We start from the raw sequence: 24,686 nt of genomic DNA on the forward strand, positions 1-24,686 counted from the left end.
TAATGCTCATGACAACAATATTATCGGCGAACCCAACGAAACCTTTAGCCTATTTTTTCACATGAAATCATCAGTCTGATTCAATAAAACACTCCCACCCGAGAAAAGTTGGGAATCGAAGAATTCCTAGAGGATTTATTTCTTTATGCAGAATGGGTAAAGTTAGATTAGAGGAATCCCGGTCATGACGTGCATATACGGCTTGCCCTATTTATGAAGTGGATAACGATATAGGAGTGAACATTTTGATAAAAATGACAGAGAAAGCCCGGCAGGCAATTAAAGATATGCAGCATAGTTTGGTAGGGGAAACGTATTTGAGGTTTGGCATAAACAGACCTTGCTGTAACCAGATGAACTATACATTAAGCTTGGCAATCTCTAAAAAAGAGCACGAGGAAATACTCGTTTTACATGATATAAAAATGTTGCTCGACCCATCGGACTCCCATTTTACAGATCAAACGGAAATTGATTACGAAGGCGATGGATTTTTGATCAGGAACCCGAATCCGTTGGTATCACCCATCATCTAGCAAAGAAAATAAGGGGAAAGCTTAAATGCCCTTCCCCTCGTTTCTATGAAACTATGGCATGTACACCGTTTTAATATGTGCAAGCTTCAAAAACACATTATCCCCGCTGGCTGTCGTTAACTCAACCAAGTTGTTTTCAGCCTTTTTTATCACCCCGATTTTCATAGGGTCCTCTCCCCCATCAAATACTACAAGCTTTCCTGCATTTTTCTTTAATTGGTCTTCCAAAGAACGAAGCATTGGCACACCTGAAGGATTGCCGGGAAAATTCTCTTTACCGAGGGTATAGGGTGTGGCATTTTGATTATACGGAGTAAGCCATTTAAGGTGATGCAGCGATACATACATCATTTTATATACAGGCGAGTAGAACGCAAAGTAATCATTGAAAACATTGGTGATATAACCGTGTAAAGGAATGTGCCCCTCAACATAGATTTCTGAAAAAACCCCTTTTGCGTTCATTAGCGTTTTACGATAGGAAATGGAAGCCATGTCTTCCATCATGGAGGACTCTATAGGATATTTAATCTCGTTATCTATCTCTGTACTCAGATTGAATCGATGGACGTGCAGCATTGGAAAATACAAATACTGCTGTCCATTGAACAACACTAGAATATCTGTGCTCAGATCAGTTAGAATTCCTTTGAAAGTTTTTTTACCTGAGAGTTGAACATCAATTTGTTTACCCAGTAATGCAAACGCATCACTCATTACTATCTCCTCCTAGGGGGTTATTCAGCTAAAAATCATTTGCACCCAATAATATAATAAGAGCAGTGTCACCACTGTCGTTATTGGTATGACTATCAGGGATACGCTTAAATAATCTTTCCATTTTATTTCCAATTTATTTTGTTTCAAGATATGCATCCAGATAAGTGAGGCAAGAGTACCGATGGGCAATAACAAGGATCCCATGTCACTACCGATTATATTAGCTAAATAGATAGTTTTTAATGTGATCGGATCAAGTCCCATTTCCGTTAAGGTAATGGTACCTATCATTAATGCTGGATGATTGTTGAAAATGTTTGATAGAATCGAAACCAATCCTCCCATGACAAAGCTCGCACTCAGTAGCCCTTGGTTTACAATCGGTTCGCATATCTGTACGAGCATGGCTGTAAGCCCTACATTATGGAGTCCATAAATGATGACATACATGGAGAATGCGAATATCAGGATGTGCCATGGGGTCTTTTTTAAGATATCGACAGGATTTGTCCGTAAATGATACCATCTCCAGATCAGTAAAGATAAAGAACCAAGTACAGCTACCCACTCGATTGGAATGGATAAATAAGAAGCTACAAAGAGTAAACAGCGCACCACGAACACATAGAGCAAAACTTTCAACATGAATTTTGTGCGTTGCCTTTTTGTTTCAACCGTCATTTTTCCCTTTAAGGGGTGGAAATTCTTAGTAAAGAAACGTTCCTCAATGTCATAATAATTATTCGGTAATTTCTTGGGCAATTTTTTCTTGACCACTACGAACATTAACCATGACATAAAGATCAACCCCAGAGTAGCAGGTACAAACATCATGGCAGTATGCATATAAAGCGTCATGTGCACAATTTTCAAAGCGATTAAATTAACAATATTACTCACGCCAATAGGCGCACTCGAAGCTGTCGCAATCAATGCTCCACTCAAAAGATACGGGATGGCTTCATGCGGTTTTAATCTGAGATTTTTCAGAAGCAAGATTAAGATGGGGGTCGTAATCATGATGCTGCCGTCGTTATTGAATAACAAGGTCATTAAAAAGCACAATAATTGAATGTACCAATATAGGCGGTACCCCGATCCTCTAGCCAGGATGGCAAGCCTTGCAGCCGCCCAATGAAAAAAGCCGAAACTTTCCAAGATTACAGCCATGACAATCGTTGCCATGATGGTGATCGATGCGCCCCCGATTTTATTGAAGATATCCCAAATATCGCCATGGGATACTGTGCCAGTCAATAAAATTATCATTGCACCGATTGAAGCTGGCCATGCTTCATTGATACCTCCTGGCCTCCATAATATAACTATCATTGTCGTGACGAACACAAAAATAGTCATTCCAATTTCGAAATGCATGTTGTTCTCCCCTTTTTGGGCCTTGAGCCATTGGACCCTACTTGTCCGATTCCTATATATTATTCCCCTTAGTAAAATAAGCATGGATTCTTGCCTAGTCCCTCTAAATTGTACTTTTGTACTTCTAGTGATTTTATCCACTAAAGAGAGATGCCCCGTTCAAGGAATCATGGTTAAGTCCCTACACAATCTAACAAAAAAAGGGAAAACCACTTTCGTGGCCTCCCCTTTGCAACGCTTATGTTTTCAGTTCCTCTAATTCTTTATCTGGAATTCCCCCAGCGTATCCTCCAAATCATTTATTAACTGTGTAAGCTGCTGTGTATATTCAGCAAGTTCATTGGATGAAGCGGCTTGTTCCTCCATCGATGATGCAATTTCTTCTGATGAAGCTGTCGTTTGCTGTGATACGGCGGTGATTTCTTCTATCACTTTAATTACCGTTTCTTTTTGTTGATTGATGCTTTCAATGGATCTTGTTTCTTCCTGAATTGAATTGGATATCCTCCTGCGGAATCCTCCAGCTCTTTCATGGCTTCACTTACCGTGATCAGGGCATTTTTCTGATCCTTGCTGATTTGATTCGTTTCATTGGTCGTTTTCAGCAATTCCTCTGTATCCGACAGAATGCTTTGGATGATGGCTTGAATGTTTTTTGTAGCCTCTGGCACCAACTGGTATATCAACAAAAAACTTCCTTCATAGCAGAAGCATCACTTCGGTTTTAGGCCGTCTTCTGTATCCAACGCATTCCATTCATCCATCAAGTCGTTCGACGGCGGCCGTATATTCCTTATGCCATTTTTCCCATTCATCCATCGGGAAGTCCTGATGATGACCAGCAAGTAAATCACTCAACATTTCGAGGCAAACATGCCAGCCTGCCAAATCCTTTGATGTATGATCATTAATCGGCGTGATGGATTCTTTCAATACTAATGAGCATCCATCCTTTTCAGGGGATACCTCGAAACGAACCCAGCCGTCACCCCAATCAAAATCCAATACGGCGGATTCCCGGAAATCCCTTATTTTCATATCAAAAGATTCCCCTGACCCATCATTGAAATTGAATTTGATGGTCCCGTCTTTTCGAAGGTCCTTCATTTCCAGGTTGGACATCCACTTTTCCACCTTATCATTCTCCGTTAAAGCACTCCATACCTTTTCCACCGAATGATTGAACAGGCGATCGAATCTTGCAATAATCCCGTTACCCCGTTTTTCGATTACAGCTTGCATATACATTCCCCCATTCAATTCGTTTTTTTATAATAAAAAATGGTTGGATGGAATTCACCATTTGCAGATTTCGCATAATCAGGAATCCTGCCTGCCTGAATATATCCCAATGAAGTATACAGGGCGTTAGAAGGATCTTCTTCCCTTGTATCCAGGACCAATAATGTCCGTCCCTCTTGCTTGGCCCTCTTCTCAGCCTCTTGCATGAGTGAACGTCCTATTCCATTTCGCCTATAACCAGTATGCGTCATTAATTTTGCGATTTCCGCACGATGGCCGCCGTTTTGCTTTGAACATGAATGTAACTGTACGCTCCCGACAATCTCACCCTTTAATTTAGCGACAAACAGAATCACATCAGGATTTAGGACACCACTCCAGTAATCAATGGCCTCAGACCGTTTCATGGGAGGTAAAAAACCAATGGACGCGCCATCTTTCACCACCTGCATCAAAAGATCCGAAAGTTCATTAATGTGGTCGCGGACTGATGTTAATTGTTCGATTTTCAACTCAGCATTCACTTAATCACAACCTTTCAGGTGATACAATCATATTCACTATCCCTGGCGCTTTGATAAAGAAGTAATATGAGCCAGATGATGGCGTCCGTGCCATGCATAAATGCCTATATTTTCACCGACCGTCACCTCTCCTGAATCAGGATGGATGAATGTTCGGCCCATGTCGTCAAGACCCGATAAAAGTTTGCACATCCGGATATGTACACTTTCAATTAGTGATAGAGAAACTTCAATCGCCAAATCATAATCAGGCAGCTCAGCCCATTTCGCCTCTTCGTACGGTTTAATGACTGGACTTTCTTCCGTAAGGGCCAATTTAAAACGAATAAACGCATTCATATGACTATCAGCAACATGATGCACCACTTGACGCACCGTCCATCCTCCAGGCCGATAAGCCGTATCAAGCTGTTCATCATTCATGTTACTTACCGCTTCCCGCAGCATCCGAGGCAAAGCTTTTATCTCGTTGAGCCACCCCTCGGCTACACCACTAGTAATCTCCCCTTCAAACTGAAACTTTCCAACCGGGTATCTTAAATCCATCTTCATTCCCCCTGATGTTCAATAAAAAAAGCATCCAGTATATATTCTTTATTAATTGAGACAAATCCTTTTTACCGGCAATTCTTTGTTTTGCAAGCCTGCACATGCTTTCATTAATACTCAGGAATATTAATCCAATCATTATCACGTATACTATTTCCACATTTAGCAACCATAACAAAAGAATGGCATGTGCATCAATCCACTCTTTAGACAATGGAAATGGGGATAGGATCATCTTGAAGAAAATCAGTTCGATACAAACCCTTAGCATCTTCTTTTTATCAATCGGCCTTCTTAATCACGTTATTTTGATCCCTTTCCTTCTATCCACCGGCGGAAGGGATTCTTGGTTTTTTTCTATCCTTATTATTGGATTGATACCGATTTGGGTCTACATATTATCGAGGATAATCAAGAATATGAATAATCAATCCCTGACGGATTGGCTTGAATATAGATTTGGAAAACCTATTAAAAATATCGTTTTATTCTTTATCGTGATTTATCTGATCAGCCTTGTTTTGGCCACCACCAAGGAAACGATTGATTGGATCACTACAAGCTTCCTTTTTGAAACCCCAAGTTTAGCGATTATCATTCCGTTTACACTACTATGCATCTTCCTTGCCCATTCAGGTATGCGTTCCATCGCCATTTGCTCTTCTGTATTATTACCCATTGTCGTCATTCTTGGCATTTTTGTTGCGACCGGAAATATGCCGACAAAAGACTATAGCCACCTCCTTCCCCTTTTCGAGAATGGCTATTTTCATGGCGTTAAAGCCCTGAAGTATTCTGGTTATGGTCTTGCCGAACTGATTTTAATCGCTTTTTTCCAGGAAAAGCTTACTGATAAAATCAGTCGAAAAGTATTGGTTTTCATATGCCTCGGTTTAGTGTTTTTACTTCTAGGTCCATTAACAGCAGCACTTGCTGAATTCGGACCGACCTTAGCCGAAGCCATGAGGTACCCTGCCTATGAACAGTGGCGTCTGCTGACTATTGGAAAATATATCGAACATACAGATTTCTTTTCCATTTACCAATGGCTTGCTGGTGCCTATATCCGTGTTTCACTGGCATTATTCTTAATAACCGAAATCTTTAATAGGAAAACGGAAAAAATGAAGGTAGGAATTCTTTTCGCTGTCGGCTTTCTCATGGTCGTCATCTCCATCGTACCATTCAGTAATTTCAAGTTTTTGCATGTGACCCAAACTTTTTATTATCCTGGTGCTTTTTATTTCCTATTACTTTTGTCCGCCTTTTTGTTTATCGGCACGTTCATTAGTTCGAAGGAGGGTAACCGACATGAGAATGAAACGATCCAAAAATGAACCAACCCTGCCTGAATTAAGGGAGGAGACATTTCGGGAGTTATTCAGTTCAAGCTCGGATATCATGTTTGACACGATTTATATCGGAGAAACCGAAAGACCCATTCCTGTCCTTATCTTTTATTGCTCGGGTATGACCGATATCAGTTTACTAAACGAGGGGATTTTGGAAAAGTTAAACAAAATGATGGAATTGGATGAGAGAATCGATGAAGAGGAGGCAATCAACAAGCTAAAACCATTGGTAGATTTGACTAAAGTGACGATTGATAGCGACTTCAATAGCGTCCAGCAGCTGATTTTCTCCGGGAATGCCTTATTATTCATTCCATCAACCCAAAAGTTATTTTCAATAAATTTGTCCAATGTTCCGAACAGACAGCCTGAGGAGTCTTCCTTCGAGGTCTCTGTAAGAGGACCAAGAGATGGATTTGTCGAGGATTTATCCATGAATACCGCTTTAATCAGAAAGCGGCTAAAAACAAAATCGCTTGCCTATGAAGACTTTATTGTCGGCAGGCGCAGTCAAACGAAAGTCGCACTGATGTACATGGATGACATCATTGATAAAGAACTGGTCAAAAATGTGAGGTCCAAGATTAACTCCATAGATATTGATATATTGGTGAGCAGCCAGCAATTGGAGGAATTGATCTCAAATAGTAAATATAGTATATTTCCACTCACTCATTATACAAGTCGCCCTGATTTTGTTGTAGAAGCACTCAATCAAGGAAGATTCATTCTAATCGTGGACGGAATGCCAACCATAATCGTGGCTCCTTCTACATTATTATTGCAAATAAAAACAGCAGAAGACTCGAATCTTCCTTATCTATTTGTAAGTCTTGAGCGACTTCTTCGCTTTATGGGGCTTGTCATTACCGTTTTATTGCCGGGGTTTTGGATATCCATTTCCGCTTTCAACATTGAACAGGTGCCGTTCCCGTTATTGGCCACCATCACCCTTTCAAGGCTTGGACTTCCCTTATCCGCCACGATGGAATTCATTCTCATGCTCATTTTATTTGAATTATTTCGAGAATCCGGAGTCAGGTTACCTAAAGCGGTTGGACAGACAGTTGCTGTTGTAGGCGGCCTCATTGTCGGTGATGCCGCGATAAGGGCCGGACTGACCTCACAAACCATGCTTGTGGTTACTGCCGTAACCTCTGTCGCATCTTATACTCTTGTAAACCAGTCTTTAACAGGGGCCGTAACGATTCTGCGCATGTTTGTGCTGTTACTAAGCTGTATTTATGGAATCTACGGCACGATAATCGGTTTCCTTTCTATTGTCACTTTACTATCCAGGCTTGATTCATTCGGGATTTCATATATTGGCGGAATGAACCCGCCAAGATTCACTAAACTACTGGATTCATTCGTAATGAGACCATGGAATTCCATGAGCAAACGATCCTTGGCTGCTAATGATAAGACCAGAAAGGGGCAGTAAGACCATGTTCCGCATCTGCAATATTTTATTAACCATCCCTTTATTCCTATTACTTTCAGGCTGCTGGGATGAAAAAACGATCCAGGACTTTCATTATATAACGGCCATCGGGATAGATTTCAAAGATGGGGAGTACATTGTATATACGCAACTTGTGGACTTCTCTGCGGTAGCTAAAACGGAGGCAAAGCCCACTCAAGCCCCGCCCGTATATGTAGGGAAACAAAAAGCGCGTTCCATCTCGATCGCCATTAATAAACTAATGCGCAATACTCAACAGTCTCTCTATATAGGGCATGTTTCCACATTTGTCATCAGTGAAAATGTGCTGAAGCAGCAAAGTACAGAAATAGTGGATTATATATACAGAAACCAATTACTTAGGTACTCAGCCAATATTTTTGCGACAAAAAGTTCCATGGATGAGCTTTTCTCCATTAATGGTTATTTTAATTTATCGCCTTTATACACGACATTATATTTACCAGAGGATGTCTACCGGAATCGATCATTCATCCAACCCATTACGGTCCAAAGGTATTATTCCAATCAACGGGAAAAAGCTTCCACAACCATCCTGCCCTCCATTTCCTGGAACGATAAAGTATGGAAGGAAAAAGATAAAAAAAGAAAAAGTCTCTTTATGGATGGTGCATTTGTCATTTATTATAAAGTGTCCCAGCCCTGGTTCTCTGAAAAAGATTTGAGCGGTTTACGCTGGCTCAATAAAAGGACCAACAAAACTCCCGTAAACATTAACATGAATAAGCAAGACATCTATGCATCTTTCTCCCATCCGCATCATCAAGTAAAGCCTGTTCTCAAGGATGGAAAGTACAAATTCGATATTGACGTTGACGTATCAGGTAAAATTCTGGGGCTTGATACCCAAATGGATATCGATAAAATAAAACGAAAATTCGAAAGCCAAATAAAAAAAGAAATCCAAACAACATTCATGACAGGGATTCAAAAGAACGCAGACCCTTTAAGCTTAGGAAAAATCCTTTATATCAAAGAGACAAAATACTGGCAAAAGAATCATTTAAATGAGCCGAAGGATTACTTAGATAAGGATTCACTACATGATATAAACGTAAAGGTTCACATCCTTAACACAGGCGGTTTAGAAGCTAAACCACTCGAGTAATGAAGTATTTGGTTTGTAATTTTAGGGCCCAATTTGATGATGCTCCTTTCACGAGTAAATCGGCAAACTCACGAGTATTTGCTCCATTTTCACGAGTAAATTGCACAAACTCACGAGTATTTGCTTTAAACTCACGAGTAAATCGCCAAAACTCACGAGTAAATTGCACAAACTCACGAGTATTTGCTCTAAACTCACGAGTAAACACTTATAATTCGTGAGTTTGCTGCTGCATTCCACTAGTAAACGCTTATAATCCATGAGTTTGCTGCCCAACTTGGGTTTAATAGCCCTTTTCATGATGAAATAAAATCAGGATGGCGCCTTTTTGAGCTCCATCCTGATTTTTGGCGCTGGAAAATGTGCTCCTGAATTTCTCGGATAGCATAAATAAATGGTAAATTAGGGGTATTATAACTATTAGGGGGAGCCATTTATGAGTATACAGAAGGCTACATTACATGAGCTGGAATCACTGACGGAACTTTTTGATTTATACAGAGTGTTTTATGAGCAAGCATCCGATCCTGGTCGCGCAAGGGAGTTTTTAAGGGAAAGGCTGACAAATGGGGAGTCTGTGGTTTTTATGGCCTATGACGAAGGAAATCCTATTGGTTTTGTACAATTATATCCTTCTTTTTCATCTGTGAGTATGATGCGGTCATGGGTATTGAATGATTTATTCGTGAAGGAGTCCGCCCGTAAAAAGGGATTTGGCGAGGAGTTATTGAACGCGGCCATCACGTTTGCACGCGAAACAGGTGCCAAAGGGGTTTCACTGGAGACAGGCAAGGATAATGTAAATGCACAGAAACTTTATGAAAAAATTGGTTTCGTCCGTGAATCAAACCATTTTTATTTTTTCTCCATTTAATATAAAAAAGAGTGTAGGGAAAACCTTCCCTACACTTGGATGCTATGTATCTAGTATATTAATTATTTAGCAGTTTCCATGCTGGCTTGAATTTCTTTAATTAGAAGTTCGGCACCTTCAGGGCTAAGTATTAATTTACCGTCAGCAAGTTTCATATTGTCATCGGAAACTTCACCAGTAACCTGGCAAGTCATGTTTGGTTTATATTTTTGAAGGATGATGCGCTCTTGTTCTACATAAATCTCCAGAGCGTCTTTCTCATTAATTCCTAATGTTCGGCGCAGTTCAATTGGAATGACTACCCGCCCTAATTCGTCAACTTTACGTACAATACCTGTAGATTTCATTTAATTTACCCCACTAACTTTCTTGCGAATGTTGCATTTAATATTTCGTCACCATTCGACATTATTTGCACTTTTATAAAGATACCACTCCCTACCATATTCGTCAATTCTCGTATCTTCGTATATTATCTGCCTCTATATGATTTTTATAAAAAATATTAGTAATCCCTTCATAATCCGTGTCATAACAGCGTTTCTCGCTTTTTTTGTTGGTACATTTTGTTAAATGAAATGGTAAAATGGAAACGTCTTCATTTAACTCCAAAAGCCATTCTTTTCATTCCATGTCGAATCACGGAGAATGAATTTCACTAGCTTAAAAGAATCCTGTTGATTTTCTATTGCTTTTGAAGGACAATTTAAATTGATCGCTTATAATATTCCGAAAATTCATTCCGCTTTTGACACAGTGGATATTTCTGAAAAATTTTTCAGAAAGCCGAAACGATCGCCATGCTTCCAGAGTCTTATTGACTCATAAAACAGATTGAGGTGAGTCAATTGCGTCCGATTATATTAGGTATTTGTTCCGCTTTCTTTTTTGCATTTACGTTTGTTTTAAATCAGGCCATGGAGTTGTCTGGCGGAAGTTGGATATGGAGTGCTTCGCTGCGCTATATCTTTATGGTGCCTTTTCTGTTGTGTATCGTATTGAGCAGAAAAAATCTGCGCCCCCTTTTACGAGTGATGAGAGAAAAGCCGGGTCCTTGGCTGCTTTGGAGTTTTGTCGGTTTTGGGTTATTTTATGCTCCTTTATGCTTTGCATCCGCCTACTCACCTGGCTGGCTAATTGCCGGCACTTGGCAAATCACGATCATTTCGGGTGCATTACTTGCGCCGCTGTTTTTTGAGAATGTCCAAACGAAAGATGGGCTCGAAAGGCAAAGAGGAAAGGTTTCCGTGAAAGGCCTCCTTATGTCCATGATCATCCTGCTTGGAATCATCCTGATGCAGCTTGAACACACCAAGCACATTTCAATGGCCAATCTTTGGCTGGGAGTGATTCCAATCGTCATCGCCTCGTTTGCATACCCTTTGGGAAATCGCAAAATGATGGAAGTATCCGAAGGACGTTTGGATGCATATCAGCGGGTATTGGGAATGACTTTGGCGAGTCTGCCATTCTGGTTTCTGCTTTCATTGTACGGTTTCTTTACAGTGGGGGCGCCGACGAAGATGCAAAGTTTCCAATCCCTTTTGGTAGCACTATTTTCTGGAGTCATCGCCACGGTCCTTTTTTTCAAGGCGACCGATTTGGTAAGCGGAAATATGCAGAAATTAGCTTCCGTTGAAGCTACACAATCGATGGAGGTCCTTTTTGCACTGGCTGGCGAATTACTGTTCCTATCTTTACCGATTCCTTCTCCGTTATCGTGGTTCGGCATCTTTATCGTCATCATAGGAATGATCCTGCATAGCTATGTATCACATAAAAAAGAAGGTCCATCCCGGAAACGGATAGTGAGTGCCTAAATAGCAGGTCAAAAAAAGCCCCAAAATCTTATCGGGGCTTTTTCGACATGAAAACAGAACCTGACTATGTTCTTTTTTTACATTGATATGTCATGATAAATTGATGATTTTTTAGTGCGGCAAAAAGCTCACCACCCATTTTTTTCATTAAACTTTTACCTTGAGTAAGTTCAAAAAGTATGTATAATGAAAGGTAATTGCATATGTCAAAGGTTTTCTAGGGTTCCGCAGTGCGTCTATTGCTGGTCTGGTCCGAGAGAAAACTCACAGCATGCTGTGCCACGGAAGGATAAAAGCCTGGGAGAAACTGTTTAACGGTTATCTCTTGGGCTTTTTTTGTTTTTTTGGTAAAGAATAAAATTGGAGGTGCGGTATTCATGAGCACAAACTGGATTAAAGTATTCATTGCAGCTTTTTTTGAAGTATTTTGGGTGATTGGCTTAAAACATGCAGATGACTTTTGGACTTGGTCTGGAACGGTCATTTCGATCATCATCAGTTTTTATTTGATGATAATGGCTGGCAGGAAGCTTCCTGTCGGAACGGTATATGCCGTTTTTGTCGGTATGGGGACGGCCGGGACCGTTTTTTCCGAAATCATTTTCTTTGGGGAATCCTTCAAGCTGAGCAAGACGCTATTGATTCTCCTCTTATTATCAGGAGTGATCGGCTTGAAACTAGTGACTGATGATAAAGCTGAGAAAGGGGATGAATCTTAATGGCTTGGGTCTCTTTAATCTTAGCGGGGCTATTTGAAATGTTTGGGGTTGCGATGATAAATAAATTGCACAAAGACCGTAATTGGCAATCCTTGCTGCTGTTATTCATCGGATTCGGAGCAAGTTTCCTATTTCTTGCTTATGCCATGCAAACCTTGCCGATGGGGACGGCTTATGCTATTTGGACAGGGATCGGCGCATCAGGCGGAGCGATAATCGGGATGCTCCTATACGGGGAATCCAAAGATTGGCGAAGGGTCATTTTTATAGCCATGGTCCTTGGCGCAGCAGTGGGATTAAAACTTGTTTCATAGGAATGAGTGATGGTCATTTTTCGTGGAAATTCAGAAGAAAAAAGGAATAGGACACCACAATTCTTTATAAAAGATTTAGAAAATCAAGGACGGCGCATATATGTTCATTATGTGCCGTCTTTTCACCTAATTTGTTTTTCACGAGAAGGCCGAATTTCTTTTTATAAAAATTGACTTGCATCCATCTTAGTGGAATCTTTCCCCTTAACCTGTTTTAGCGTCGCTACTATAAGAAAGCTAACAATCACTAATAAGAGCCATGAACTTACCTTTCCTAGATGAACGAGACTCCATGCATCGGTTTGGTTTGGATATTCCCAAGCTCCAAAGAATGTTGCAATATTTTCGGCTATCCATATAAAAAATCCGATGAGAACGAATGAAAGTGCGATTGGCATACGATAACGAGTTCCGCCAACCTCGTATGTGACCCATGATCGCCAAAAGACGATGATGACAAGTCCAGATAACCACCAACGAACATCGATCCAATAATGGTGGGTGAAAAAATTCAAATAAATCGCAGCGGCAAGAGCTACCACGGCCAAAAACGGTGGCCACTTGACCAGTTCAACCTTTAATCTCCTCCACGCCTGGCAAAGATAACTCGCTACACTTGCGTACATGAATCCGCTATACAGTGGCACTCCAAAAATTTTGAAATATCCTTCCTCTGGATAAGTCCAGGAGCCCATATGTACCTTGAAAAGTTCAAGAGCAAGTCCAATAAGGTGGAACAATGTGATAACCTTTAGTTCATCCTTTAGTTCATCCTTTGTTTCAAGCCCGGAACGCACCATCCACCACTGCATCAGAAGGCAGATGATGAGCAGCCAGTCATACCGCGGCAGGAAGGGAAGCGGTATGAATTTTGTAATAGCCAAAGAGGCAAAAATAACGGCAGGAAACAAGCATGATAAAGCCTGCTCCCAACCAAAACGAACGAGTTGTTTCAGTGCTCTCATGATTGGTGCCTCCATTTTTTTAATGGTTAAATTCATGAGTAACTCCCCTTTGATGAAATCTTTCTTTTCTTCCACTTTTTTAATCTTGGGTATCTTCATCATTTCGGTATTCCAAAATATCTCCGGGTTGACATTCTAAAGCTTTACAAATCGCCTCTAAAGTTGTTAATCGAATCGCTTTTGCCTTACCGTTTTTCAATATGGAAAGATTGGCCATCGTTATTCCAACCCTCTCCGAAAGTTCTGTAACACTCATTTTCCTTTTAGCCAGCATCACATCAATATTGATTATAATCGCCAAGTTATTCACCTCAGACTATTAAGTCATTTTCTGATTTTATATCGATGGCTTCTTGTAAAAGCCTTTGAAGAACAGCAGCAAAGACTGCAATCACCAATGAAGCAAAAATAACGACCATTCCGATCAATATGATACCAGGGGCGTCATCCATATCCGCTATGAGATAAAAGAGCGGCATGCCTAACACATACAAGCCACTGATTGTGATTGCACAATTTTTTATAGTCTTTAACGCTCTTACAGATAATTCCGAGAAAGCTTTGTTCTTGTCAATATAGCTTAAAAGTTTAAAGGCTTGATATAGAGCAAAGTAAAAAGGTATCGCCGATGCATACAAATCGATAAAAACAAGATATTTCAAATAAGCCATATCCGGATATAATTCTGCTGCAAAGTTCGCTATCTCAGGCACAAAAAAGATGCACAAGGCAAGAACCGGAATTCCAATAAAAATAACAGCTATCTTTAAAAAGAGTGTTGTTCCTAGTTTCATAAAAAGCACCTCACTTATTTTTAGTCAATTTAATTTAACATATGATTTATCGTTTTACAATAAAACATTGTTGTTTTTTATTATATTATTATTGTTACCTAAATATCCTTTTCTTTTAAAAAGGCTTTGTTAAAGATTAATGTTGATTGTTGAACAAATAAAAGAGACCACCTAATAAGTGGTCTTCTTTAGTGCATCATATGGAACTAACGCACCCGTTCGTAAAGGTGTACCTTTACAAACTTTTTTTGATTGTTACTTCTTCTAAGATCTCTTATGTAAACTAATTGATAGGTTCTTCAACGAACTGGCCAGTTTAGTTGAAGAACCTATTCTAAAAATAATGTAGCAGACACAGAGGTGCCTGCTAACTGAAATAAATATAGATGACGTGAAACGTCATGTGCAAGAGGTATTAGATAACTATCCAAGAACAGGATTAAGCTGTGAAATAGGTGTTCATCCAGAGCTACCGAGATAATTATATCTGGTAGTTTTTTTGAAAGATTATAGATCAGTCATTAGCTCAACCAGAGCTTGTAATTTGAGTTATAGGGTTAAATCACCAAAAACATCTTCTTCTACAATCGAATCGATCGAATCTGTCACAACGATCAAATCGACCGAATCTGTCACAACGATCAAATCGATCAAATCTGTCACAACGATCAAATCGATCAAATCGATCACAACGGCGTCTTCTATCACAAAAAAACATTCAAATCCCCTCCTTTTAACACTCTTACTATAAAATATGTTGGTATGAAAACAATGGATAGACAAGAGGCCATAAATCAAGAATATATAATCAAACAAAATAATTCTGGTGCCAATCGATTTTATTTCCCTATGCAAAAACCGCTTGTGCGGCAAAGGGATTTTGTTTTTCGTACTTCCGTTAAGATACATTATGTGAACACCATAAATTTTATTGTGTTTCTTGTTGAACTAACCTGCCCCGTTGGTTCATCAAGAAAATCAACAACATCCTTTAACAGAACCATTAAAAAAAGAAAAAAAGCATTCCTCATTACAAAGAAATGCTCCATGACTAAACTATTCAATTCATAAATTGTTCCTGTCTACTGATTTGCGTAACCGGATTCCCCTCCTTATATCATCAGGATTTCCCTGATATCCTCTTCTGTAAGGGCAGTCGGCGACTTGTCCCCAGGGTCGATGATTTCTTCAATAAGGTGTCTCTTTTTTTCTTGAAGTTCATTCATTTTTTCTTCGATTGTGCCGCGGGCAATAAGTTTGATGACTTGAACCTCATTCTTCTGCCCCATTCGATGGGCACGGTCCGCTGCTTGTTCTTCAACTGCCGGATTCCACCAAAGGTCATATAGAATGACTGTATCAGCACCCGTCAGATTGAGACCCGTACCGCCCGCCTTCAATGAAATGAGGAATATATCCCGTTCTCCTGCATTAAACCGATTGCAGATTTCAACACGTTCCTTTGATGGAGTTTGTCCATCCAGGTAGAAAAAGGGTTGTCCTTTCATGGCCAAATCCCTGCCGATAATTTGAAGCATTTTTGTAAATTGCGAGAAAATCAGCACCCGTCTTCCAGAATGCTTCGATTCCTCGACAATTTGCATCAGTTGCTCATATTTTGCTGAACTGCCTTTATATCCGTCCACAAACAAGGCGGGGTGACAGCATATTTGCCGAAGCCGGGTCAAGCCTGCGAGGATCCTGATCCGATTTTTCCGGAGGGTGTCCTTGTCCAGGTGTTTCAGCGTATCATGCCGCAGCTTCGCCAGATAGGCGCCGTACAGTTTCTTCTGATCAGGAAGCAGTTCCATCGATTCCAGCGACTCGATTTTTTCCGGTAGTTCCGCCAGTACGTCCTCTTTCATTCTCCGCAGCAAAAATGGACGGATCCTGCGGGAAATCTGCTTCCTTGAGAGGTTGCTGTACTCCTTTAACCCCATGAATAGTTCAGGGAATACGACGTGGAAAAGGGACCAGAGCTCTTCTAGTGAATTCTCGATGGGCGTACCAGTCAATGCGAAGCGATGTGCCGCTTTTATCTTCTTGGCCGCTCGTGCCGTTTGTGTCACTGGGTTCTTAAAGGCCTGAGCTTCATCGAAGAACACCGTATGGAAGTCCTCTTTTTCAAACGACGTGATGTCTTTCCGGAGCAATGGATAAGAGGTGATCACTACATCCACGTCACCCACTTCCTTAAGCAGCTTCGTCCTTTCCGTCTTGTCGCCATCCACGACGACGGCTTGGATATCCGGAGCGAATTTAGTGAATTCATTCAGCCAATTGTAGGTCAATGATGATGGGCAGACAATAAGCGCCGGAATCCTCTTCTTACGGATGTCAGGCAGCTCGGATAAAATGAAGGTGATGCTTTGCAATGTTTTCCCCAGACCCATATCATCAGCAAGAATCCCGCCAAAACCGTATTGGGCAAGTATTTTCATCCATTTGTAGCCGTTTTTTTGATATTCGCGCAAGATCGGGGCCAGACTATTTGGCACCACGAACTCCAAGGCGCCCGGATTCCTGATGTTATCCAAAAACTGCCGGAAGGATTCTTCCATTGTGAATGTCTGGCTGTCATTAACGGAATCAAGGAGCTGCAGCCCTTTTACGATTGGCATGTTCAGCCTGCTTTCCCAGTCTTCATCCTGTACGGGCAGTGCATTTAGAAATCGATTGATTTCCTCGTATTCCCTTGTTTCAAGGGAAAGCAGCGATCCATTCCTTAAACGATAGTATTTCCTTTTTTCTTCAAGCGCTGCTAAGATTTCACGTATTTGTTTATCTGGGATATCATCCATTTCAAATTTGAATTCGAGCCAATTAGTACGTTCCTTTTTAATTTTCACCCTAATGCGCGGTGCAGCATTCCCACGGGAAATTCGGTTTCTTACAGCGGTCGTGGCATAGATTTGTACCAGCTTCTGGAGTTTCGGAACGATGTGGTACAAAAACTCATACTCCAACTCTTCGTTATGCAAGAAATAGCCGCCGTCCGTCTTGGCAAACTGGCTATCCTCCATCAGCTTTAGTATCTCCGCCTCCTTCTCTACATCCCTTATAACCTTGGATTCCTGTTTTTCCAAAGGGTTGATCACGATATTTTCATAATGGAACTCCAGCCCCGCAAGCAGCCTGTTTTTCACACGATCCAAGTATAGCTTCGCAACCAGCGGAGTCTTCAAAAACATTTCAGTGATGGATCTTGCTATATGGACTTCACCCAGTCTTTTCAAACCTGGTACCACTTTGTCCATGAATAATTCCAGCTGGTCATGATGGATTGGAATTTGATTCATCCCCGAATCCTCCATCATTTGCTTTAACTCTGAAAGGCGGTGGAAATCCTCATTTTCGAGCTGAACCAATTCCCCTTCAAATAGAACCAATGTGTATGCATTCATGACGATCATCTCGTGCAGCCTTTTAATATTCAGTTGATAACCTTTGACCTCGCTTTCGGTAAAGTCAAACTGTAAAGGAAGCGGTCCGTTTGATAAACGAAAGCCATTGAATGTAAGGCCACCATAGGCAAGCTTCACCGATGGAGCTACTTCAAGGATGGGGACAAGCCTTCGAAAAGAAGATGGAGGCAAAAGTAATAAGTGATTGTCCAATGTATATTCAGATTTATCCGTCAGGGCGTCAACATAGACTTTTTCATCAGATATCACTGTAATGAGCTCCTGAAGCACGGAATCATTTTCATTCTGAAAACAATGCAGCACCGGGTCATATATAAATGAACGGGACACTTGGGCAGGCTTTCCTTCTTTAACTCGCTTCAGGAAATCACGGACATTCGCCACATTGAAAGAACCGATTTTCATTTCCAGTCCTAACATATATCGATCCGTTCCCATCCATACTGGTTTACACGTAAATTCCGCTTCAAGCATCTTTCTTATTTCAAAGTGGCGCTGATGACCGCTTTTGCGTACAGGCTGATTATTGAAAAGGGTCAGCAAGCCTTCTGACAACTTCTTATTGGCTGAAGCATCAGTACTGTCTGCATTTAGGCCCTCAGGGATCGTTCCATCTCGCTGATGGTCGTAAACCGACAGCAGGACGGCTGCAATATGCTGGCAATCCCTTTGGAAGGAAGCAAGCGTAGGACAGCTGCATTTCGTCTGAAATCCGCCGACAGCATCCACTTCAATCGTGACATGGAAGTCTTCCTTTCCTTTAACCGTTGCTTCACAACCATCAGGACGGTAACTTTCAAATGTCACTTTATTGGCACGATGAAAAGCTTCCCCTCTTTTGAAGGAGACGGCCCCGCACATGTCTTTTATGATTTTTTGATTTAATTTGATATCCAAATCGCCGTCCTCCTTCCGAGGTTTTTTTGTTGAGTGATTTTACATTCCGCTGAAAAATAAGCTCATTTTATCATCATACTATGAAATGGGTTTACGGGGTTGTAAAAAAGCAAAAAGACAAACTCCCATATTCGGAGTTCATCTCTATTTCAGCACCGGGAATTTGCGGCATCATTGTTGTCCTTTGGTGTTGCCTTTCTTTTTTTTTCGATAAAAGAAGCTGAACAAAAGGAATACAAGAAGAATGAGAAAAAGGATAAATTCAACGGGGTCCTTCACCAAAAATGGGTTAAAGGCGTGCTTCATTGAATTATCCAAATCAAATCCCAATAATATATCCATACCTAAAGTTATGACCACTAAAGGGGCTAGGATCAAAACTGTAATACCAAAGATTTTCATTTCTCATCAAATCCACCTTTTAGGAACTTATTTTGGTGCTTGTTTTCCTTTTTTTCGATTCTTAAAAAAGGCAATGATCAAGAGAAGCAATGGGATGATCACCTGAAATGGCAGATGGATGTAATGTGGTACGGCACCTAGCCCTTCATAGATATGTTCCGTATAGCTGCTTGATATAATGATCGAAATCAATAAAATGATCATGCCAACAGGGTAAGCAAGTCTGGAGGGCTGTTTAACATTGAAAACATTCGCCGTACCCGATACCGCTACATAAGTAAATACACTTATCTTGATGAACCCGCCAATCATCAATAAAAACAAGAAGTACACATCGAGACGTTCAAGAAAGCCAGCGACCTCTATGGACTGAATGAGGGTAAGAAGAGGGTATTGTGAACGTGTTGTAAGGTCCACACCTAGTACAGCAATATTCACGGCCATTATTACCGCGAGAAAAATACCGCTTGTCGCCAAGCCCCCCATTCCAATTTTTTTCAATCGCTGAGGTTCTTTCAAATAAGGAAAAATCATTAAAAACACTATGACCTCGCCAAATGGAAAGAATACGGTTTTAGTGAAACCCATTTTCAACATCTCTGTCCCGCTAATTTCAAAAATGGGTTTTAAGTTGTTTAAATGGATCATGCCTGAAGTAATAATTAGAAGCATGAAGGTCATTAAAAGTAAATTCTCCAAGACAAAGAATAGTTCCCCCGTCCTCGCCAATACTTCTATCCCCTTACGGACCGTAAACACCACGACTAAAATGAATACAGCGTTCGCAAAAAATAACGGAATATGAGGATAGGCAAAAGTAAGCAGTGTATCTCCGAAATCCCTCAGCACCCTTGCAGAAAGATAGATGAAATAAAGGATGTATAGAAAAGCTACGATACTGCCTAGAAAATTCCCCAATATCTGTTTTACAAACTCTGTTAACAGCTGATCAGGGTAGTATTGAAAAAGGCCATAATAAATGAAAAATAATAAAAATCCGCCTATCATCGCAATAAGGATGACTAGCCAAGCAGCCTGCTTGGCTTCACCTGCAAGCGGAACCAAAAGTGCACTGCCCATTTCAAACAGGAAAATAAGGACGAACAGCTGGTAACCGCTGATTTTTGCCTTTTCCATGAGGATGCCACTTCCCTTCCATTATTGATCATTCTTTTTTATATTCGAAAGATACGGCTTATTACGTAATCCAGTACGGCGAATGAAAGTCTCTGCCTGCACATCTACTTCCAGTTCAGGAAAAGAAACATCGTCCCAGTTTTTTTCGATTTTCTTCCATTCTTTAGGGTGGTTTTCGTGCATGATTTCACCAAAGCCAAAAATATCGGCTTTATTTTTTTGTGCCCGAACGACCGCATCTTCCATCTCCTTCTTTAATTTCTTGGTTAACTTCTTTTCAATATCTATCAAAACATGCGTATCGGTTAGATTCAAAGGAACATTCACCTCCCGGATATCTCCTTCTGCACGGACCTTTATAAATACCTTAGGTTTTCCATTTTCCATTTTTATCGAAACGTTGGTTTTTTGACGAATCACCTGATAGGTGACTGCGTCTTTTTTATCCTCCCAATCAATGTTTAAATGGGTACTTTTGATCCTATCCAATACCCACATTGACCCTATTGCCTTATTGCCATCCAGCCAGTCAATCAATTTTCCATCTTTAAAAACACCTATCCCTGCTGCATTAGGGTTTGCCTTAATATCCGTGGACATGGTATTCTCCATTTTATCTTCTTTACCTGTGTTTCCTTTCACGGTAAAACCACTTATTATCGGTTCTTTCCCGGTACTAAGCAGATTCTTGATCGTTTCTTGGAGATTAATGCTAATATTTCCCCCCTGAATTTTTTCAGTGGTTTCAATCGTCTTAATGACTTTCTCAGCAGATACCTTATCGATTGCAGTTAATGCTTCGACAATATCCCTTGCTTTCACACCCCGGGCAATCACGATCCTCGTAGTTGCCCTGAATTCCGGTGAGCGCTCAAATGCGTCGAAAATATCGTTGAGGCCCTCTTCTTTTGCTAGTTCCTCACCTATGACAATCAGGTTGGCATGGGCAAAATACATATCCCGCGAGATTTTAGTTGAAGCGATACTATCCAGTTCAAGCACATTATCGCCGGTGGCCCTATAAATGGATATCGGTGGATTTGTTCCGCCGCCGCCCTGAAGAGCTCCCGCTACATTGCTTGGATTAATGATTTGGAACGTTCCCACTAGCTTTCCTTCTTTATTTCTATCGAGTCCAACTGCCGAGACGATGGCCATTTCGTTTAACTCTTTTTTATCCCAACAGCCGGAGGTGAATGTAGTAGAGATCAACATCAAGAACAGAAGTAGCTTTTTACGACTCATTGCCTTCACCTTTTTTCTCGTCAGAAGTTTTCATTCCACGCGATTCAGGAGGCAGAGGTCTTTGATTATCGCCTTCCCTTATCAGGTTATTTTCGTTGGATAATAATTTTGGCCTTTCCTTGAACGCCCACATAGGTCTTCTGAAAAATGTGTCGCCTAACCCTTCCGGATTCAGAGGGGCGAGCGGTGTCATATAAGGAACGCCAAGTGAACGCAGGCTGCATAAATGGACAATAAGGATGAAAAAGGCTAAAATCATCCCATAAAAGCCTAAAGTGCCGGCACAAATGATGAATCCGAACCGCACAATGCGGGCAGAAATCGCTATGGAATAAGAAGGGGTTGCAAAACTGGCAATCGCCGTGATCGAGACGATGATGACCATTGCCGGCGATACGATACCAGCCTGGACAGCCGCCTGCCCGATGACCAATGCTCCGACAATGGACATGGTCGAACCAACAGCCTTTGGCATCCGAAGACTTGCTTCCCGTAATATTTCAAAGGTCATTTCCATGAGAAGCGCTTCAATGACGGCAGGCAAAGGAACCGTTTCCCTTTGGGCCGCTACGATGACCAGCAACTTCGTTGGGATCATTTCCTGATGAAAAGTCGTGGCTGCAACATAGAGAGCTGGCCCGACTATAGAAATAATGAAAACGATGATCCGTAAAAAACGTGTGGCTGAAGCAATGTCGAAGCGATTATAGTAGTCTTCGACAGATTGGAAAAACTGTACGAATATTGCCGGGGCTATCAAGACGAAAGGCGATCCATTAACGAATATAGCCACTCTTCCTTCCAGAAGATTTCCTGCGACCATATCCGGTCTTTCTGTATGGTTAAGGGTTGGGAATGGGGTCATGACCTGGTCTTCTATCAATTGTTCAATATATCCTGATTCAAGAATGCTATCGATGTTAATTCGATTTAAGCGCTTCTTGACCTCCTCGACGATCCCTTCTTTGACAATTCCATTTATATACATGATGGAAACGTCCGTTTTTGTCACCGTGCCAATTTTCATCGACTCTATCCATAAATCCGGGGTATTGATGATCCGGCGTAACATGGCGATGTTCGTTCCATTCGATTCCGTAAACCCTTCTCTTGATCCCCGGACAGTCAAATGCGTGCTTGGCTCCTGAATCGAGCGCTTTTCTCCTCCTCTTGTACTGGCAACCAGGGCGATGTTTATACCATCAACAAAAATGATGCTGTCCCCTGATAATAATGACAAAAACAATTTTTCCCAATCCTTGACGGTTTCTACACCACCGAGCGAAATCACGTCTTCAGAGATTATATCCAATGCTTCTTGTGGAAGCATTTTTTCTGATAGATGAGGATTTTTCATGATTGACTCAATTAAAAAGTCCGTAACGCTTGGATTATCAATCAGGCCTTGCACATACAAGATAGTTGTTTTCATCTCCGGATTTTGACCGATTTTCAGCGTTCGGATAATGATGTCCGGACTGTTTCCCGTCTTTTTCTTCACGATTTCCAGATTGGCAGAAATGGAACTTTCAATATAATCAGGCGTTTTGCTTTTGGATTGATTTTCATCTTCCTTTTTCTTTTCACTTTGTTGCTTAACTTGTCTCTTTTGTTTGAAAAAAGAAGCCATAGCACCGAACCTCATTCCTTTTTCGTTTCACTCATTTTGTCCAAAGCACTCCCCCTTTATTCTGAGTTCAGCTGTCTTCCTTCCATAAGAAAAAGGCTGTCGCAATGACAGCCTTTGGTGTTCATTTCGGTTATGTAATGAAAGTGCCGACTCTAACGGCCCAATCAACTAAACTGAAATTATACTTTGCCTTTATTCCTTCTAAAAATCAAAACAACGAAAATAATGAATAGCAAGGCCAATATCGCATAAACGATGTTGGAATAAATGTCCATATACCCTACAATATCTTCCCACGAAGATCCAACAGCTGCCCCGATATTCACTAAGATGATGTTCCAAATTAATGTTCCGGATGTTGTGTAAAGCAGAAAGAGCCAAAAGCTCATATGGGACATGCCTGCCGGAATCGAGATCAGACTTCTGATAAGCGGAACCAGTCTGCAGAAAAACACGGTCCATGACCCGTACTTGTCAAACCATGAATTCGCCTTGTGGACGTCCGATACCGTTAACCTAAGAATATGGCCCCACCTTTCCACGAACTTTTCAATAACCTTCACATCAAGAAGTAAACCAATTCCATAAAGGACGACTGCCCCTGCCACTGACCCTATAGTCGATGCGATCACGACGCCCATAATCGTCATATTCGCTGTTGTCGTCATGAAACCGCCAAAAGTAAGAATGACCTCAGACGGGATCGGCGGGAAAATATTTTCCAATGCTATTAATAGAAAGATTCCCATATACCCAAAATCATTCATGAATTCCGTAATCCAGTTTTCCATTTAATACGCTCCTAACTTTTTTGAATCAACAGCTGGCCTGTTACCTGCCGGCTGGTTATCTTGCAATAACCTTGTTCTCTTTATTAACGATCTTTGTTCTTCCGCCGGTCTTGATACCTTTGGAAAAACCAAATGGAAATCGCAATCCAACAACCACCCGCCAAATATCCGGCAATGATATCACTAGGATAATGGACCCCTAAATATATTCGGCTTATACCGATCGAGAGGATCATCATCATGCTGAACAGAATCAATAGAATCCTTGCCCACCTAGCCGTAATGTGACGCCATAGCAGAAACGTGAGAATACCGTATAAAGAGAATGCATTCATGGCATGTCCACTTGGGAAACTGTACCCCCCTATTTCAATGAGCCGATGTAAATCGGGACGGGCGCGTTGAAAGAATAGCTTAACCATCAAATTGAGAAGAGGTGAACCAACCATGACTGCAGTGAATAGGACTAGTTCCAGACGATGCTTCAAAACTCTATATAAGAAAAACAAAATGACCAAGGAAAGGATGAATATGGAACCGGTTGAACCTATATAGGTAAAGAACTTCATGATGTCCGTCAGAAGGGGAGATTCAAATCCTTGCACCAAGGAAATCACATCTTCATCAAATTTCAGGTATTCATTTGCACTTATGGTAAATGCCATGAAACTGAACCCGATTAAAGAAAGTACACTTATTATAAAGGCAATGGTTAATTGCTGCTTTAATTTCATCATAACATCCTTTCACTTTTTAAAACCGTTTCATATGGAACTTTC

27 protein-coding genes and 1 riboswitch are annotated in these 24,686 nt (G+C 41.0%); of the genes, 8 read left to right on the forward strand and 19 right to left on the reverse strand.

The features are described 5' to 3' along the window. Window positions 1-254 precede the first annotated feature (254 nt). A complete protein-coding gene (locus tag AC3ISB_RS21285; RefSeq protein WP_489276980.1) occupies window positions 255-536 on the forward strand; it encodes a HesB/IscA family protein in 282 nt (93 codons plus the stop codon). 51 nt (window positions 537-587) lie between these two features. On the opposite strand, the gene AC3ISB_RS21290 is transcribed toward AC3ISB_RS21285, so the two are convergent. The 7 genes from AC3ISB_RS21290 to AC3ISB_RS21320 all read right to left on the reverse strand — a co-directional run bounded on the left by AC3ISB_RS21290 (window position 588) and on the right by AC3ISB_RS21320 (window position 4,945). Next, window positions 588-1,253: a DUF2642 domain-containing protein gene (locus AC3ISB_RS21290; RefSeq protein ID WP_141992903.1), complete on the reverse strand. Its 666-nt coding sequence runs from the start codon at window positions 1,251-1,253 to the stop codon at window positions 588-590. Window positions 1,254-1,277: 24 nt separating this feature from the next. After that, a complete protein-coding gene (locus AC3ISB_RS21295) occupies window positions 1,278-2,633 on the reverse strand; it encodes an arsenic transporter (protein ID WP_141992904.1) in 1,356 nt (451 codons plus the stop codon). Window positions 2,634-2,888: 255 nt separating this feature from the next. Then, window positions 2,889-3,065: a hypothetical protein gene (locus tag AC3ISB_RS21300; protein WP_489274174.1), complete on the reverse strand. Its 177-nt coding sequence runs from the start codon at window positions 3,063-3,065 to the stop codon at window positions 2,889-2,891. Between the two features lie 5 nt (window positions 3,066-3,070). Further along, entirely contained in the window at window positions 3,071-3,319 is a 249-nt protein-coding gene (locus tag AC3ISB_RS21305) for a hypothetical protein (RefSeq protein WP_339200598.1), read from the reverse strand. Window positions 3,320-3,389: 70 nt separating this feature from the next. Beyond that, window positions 3,390-3,875 carry an SRPBCC family protein gene (locus AC3ISB_RS21310; RefSeq protein ID WP_144526465.1) on the reverse strand — a complete coding sequence of 162 codons (486 nt, stop codon included), beginning with the start codon at window positions 3,873-3,875 and terminating at the stop codon, window positions 3,390-3,392. A 14-nt stretch (window positions 3,876-3,889) separates the two neighbouring features. Then, the gene (locus tag AC3ISB_RS21315; RefSeq protein WP_489276982.1) at window positions 3,890-4,327 is read right to left on the reverse strand and encodes a GNAT family N-acetyltransferase; all 438 of its coding nucleotides are present in this window, start codon (window positions 4,325-4,327) and stop codon (window positions 3,890-3,892) included. A gap of 108 nt (window positions 4,328-4,435) precedes the next feature. Then, window positions 4,436-4,945: a YfiT family bacillithiol transferase gene (locus AC3ISB_RS21320; protein WP_489274177.1), complete on the reverse strand. Its 510-nt coding sequence runs from the start codon at window positions 4,943-4,945 to the stop codon at window positions 4,436-4,438. A 185-nt stretch (window positions 4,946-5,130) separates the two neighbouring features. On the opposite strand from AC3ISB_RS21320, the gene AC3ISB_RS21325 reads away from it, so the two are divergent. The 4 genes from AC3ISB_RS21325 (at window position 5,131) to AC3ISB_RS21340 (ending at window position 9,768) form a co-directional block, all read left to right on the forward strand. Continuing rightward, window positions 5,131-6,285 (forward strand): GerAB/ArcD/ProY family transporter, encoded by a 1,155-nt coding sequence (locus tag AC3ISB_RS21325; protein WP_489276984.1) that lies wholly within the window; start codon window positions 5,131-5,133, stop codon window positions 6,283-6,285. Then, the gene (locus tag AC3ISB_RS21330) at window positions 6,260-7,744 is read left to right on the forward strand and encodes a spore germination protein (RefSeq protein ID WP_141992910.1); all 1,485 of its coding nucleotides are present in this window, start codon (window positions 6,260-6,262) and stop codon (window positions 7,742-7,744) included. Before AC3ISB_RS21325 ends, AC3ISB_RS21330 begins: the two co-directional genes overlap by 26 nt. Before the next feature lie 4 nt (window positions 7,745-7,748). After that, the gene (locus AC3ISB_RS21335) at window positions 7,749-8,894 is read left to right on the forward strand and encodes a Ger(x)C family spore germination protein (protein WP_489274179.1); all 1,146 of its coding nucleotides are present in this window, start codon (window positions 7,749-7,751) and stop codon (window positions 8,892-8,894) included. 436 nt (window positions 8,895-9,330) lie between these two features. Beyond that, entirely contained in the window at window positions 9,331-9,768 is a 438-nt protein-coding gene (locus tag AC3ISB_RS21340; protein WP_098373622.1) for a GNAT family N-acetyltransferase, read from the forward strand. Window positions 9,769-9,830: 62 nt separating this feature from the next. On the opposite strand, the gene abrB is transcribed toward AC3ISB_RS21340, so the two are convergent. Next, window positions 9,831-10,115 (reverse strand): transition state genes transcriptional regulator AbrB, encoded by a 285-nt coding sequence (gene abrB, locus AC3ISB_RS21345; protein ID WP_053536026.1) that lies wholly within the window; start codon window positions 10,113-10,115, stop codon window positions 9,831-9,833. Between the two features lie 501 nt (window positions 10,116-10,616). Between abrB and AC3ISB_RS21350 the strand changes: the two genes are divergently transcribed. The 3 genes from AC3ISB_RS21350 (at window position 10,617) to AC3ISB_RS21360 (ending at window position 12,621) form a co-directional block, all read left to right on the forward strand. Beyond that, complete coding sequence (locus tag AC3ISB_RS21350) at window positions 10,617-11,588, forward strand: DMT family transporter (protein ID WP_133350631.1); 972 nt, start codon at window positions 10,617-10,619, stop codon at window positions 11,586-11,588. 206 nt (window positions 11,589-11,794) lie between these two features. Next, a riboswitch (guanidine-I (ykkC/yxkD leader) is annotated at window positions 11,795-11,894 on the forward strand. A gap of 71 nt (window positions 11,895-11,965) precedes the next feature. Beyond that, window positions 11,966-12,307: a DMT family transporter gene (locus AC3ISB_RS21355; protein ID WP_063232562.1), complete on the forward strand. Its 342-nt coding sequence runs from the start codon at window positions 11,966-11,968 to the stop codon at window positions 12,305-12,307. Next, window positions 12,307-12,621, forward strand: coding sequence for a DMT family transporter (locus AC3ISB_RS21360; protein WP_098373619.1), 315 nt, complete (start codon window positions 12,307-12,309; stop codon window positions 12,619-12,621). The genes AC3ISB_RS21355 and AC3ISB_RS21360 overlap by 1 nt, the downstream gene beginning before the upstream one ends. 161 nt (window positions 12,622-12,782) lie before the next feature. Here the strand turns inward: AC3ISB_RS21360 and AC3ISB_RS21365 are convergent, their stop codons facing one another. The 11 genes from AC3ISB_RS21365 to AC3ISB_RS21415 all read right to left on the reverse strand — a co-directional run bounded on the left by AC3ISB_RS21365 (window position 12,783) and on the right by AC3ISB_RS21415 (window position 24,644). Then, complete coding sequence (locus AC3ISB_RS21365) at window positions 12,783-13,586, reverse strand: DUF817 domain-containing protein (RefSeq protein WP_489276985.1); 804 nt, start codon at window positions 13,584-13,586, stop codon at window positions 12,783-12,785. Window positions 13,587-13,665: 79 nt separating this feature from the next. Further along, window positions 13,666-13,887, reverse strand: a complete 222-nt coding sequence (locus AC3ISB_RS21370; RefSeq protein ID WP_063232556.1) for a helix-turn-helix domain-containing protein — start codon at window positions 13,885-13,887, stop codon at window positions 13,666-13,668. 10 nt (window positions 13,888-13,897) lie between these two features. Continuing rightward, entirely contained in the window at window positions 13,898-14,380 is a 483-nt protein-coding gene (locus AC3ISB_RS21375; protein ID WP_144526458.1) for a DUF2975 domain-containing protein, read from the reverse strand. Between the two features lie 549 nt (window positions 14,381-14,929). Then, on the reverse strand, window positions 14,930-15,070 hold the full coding sequence (locus AC3ISB_RS21380; RefSeq protein WP_489274184.1) for a hypothetical protein: 141 nt from the start codon (window positions 15,068-15,070) through the stop codon (window positions 14,930-14,932). A 422-nt stretch (window positions 15,071-15,492) separates the two neighbouring features. Beyond that, complete coding sequence (locus AC3ISB_RS21385) at window positions 15,493-18,702, reverse strand: DEAD/DEAH box helicase (protein WP_489274186.1); 3,210 nt, start codon at window positions 18,700-18,702, stop codon at window positions 15,493-15,495. Between the two features lie 171 nt (window positions 18,703-18,873). Continuing rightward, on the reverse strand, window positions 18,874-19,104 hold the full coding sequence (locus AC3ISB_RS21390; protein WP_098373616.1) for a YczF family membrane protein: 231 nt from the start codon (window positions 19,102-19,104) through the stop codon (window positions 18,874-18,876). A gap of 27 nt (window positions 19,105-19,131) precedes the next feature. Next, window positions 19,132-20,241, reverse strand: a complete 1,110-nt coding sequence (locus AC3ISB_RS21395; protein WP_141994839.1) for a GerAB/ArcD/ProY family transporter — start codon at window positions 20,239-20,241, stop codon at window positions 19,132-19,134. A 21-nt stretch (window positions 20,242-20,262) separates the two neighbouring features. Next, a complete protein-coding gene (locus AC3ISB_RS21400; protein ID WP_141994840.1) occupies window positions 20,263-21,486 on the reverse strand; it encodes a Ger(x)C family spore germination protein in 1,224 nt (407 codons plus the stop codon). Next, on the reverse strand, window positions 21,476-23,116 hold the full coding sequence (locus AC3ISB_RS21405) for a spore germination protein (protein WP_489274189.1): 1,641 nt from the start codon (window positions 23,114-23,116) through the stop codon (window positions 21,476-21,478). The genes AC3ISB_RS21400 and AC3ISB_RS21405 overlap by 11 nt, the downstream gene beginning before the upstream one ends. Window positions 23,117-23,295: 179 nt before the next feature. After that, entirely contained in the window at window positions 23,296-23,907 is a 612-nt protein-coding gene (locus tag AC3ISB_RS21410) for a DedA family protein (RefSeq protein WP_098373612.1), read from the reverse strand. An 83-nt stretch (window positions 23,908-23,990) separates the two neighbouring features. Further along, window positions 23,991-24,644 carry a phosphatase PAP2 family protein gene (locus tag AC3ISB_RS21415; RefSeq protein ID WP_489274191.1) on the reverse strand — a complete coding sequence of 218 codons (654 nt, stop codon included), beginning with the start codon at window positions 24,642-24,644 and terminating at the stop codon, window positions 23,991-23,993. Window positions 24,645-24,686 lie beyond the last annotated feature (42 nt).

It is taken from the genome of Peribacillus sp. GL_122 (assembly GCF_057835005.1).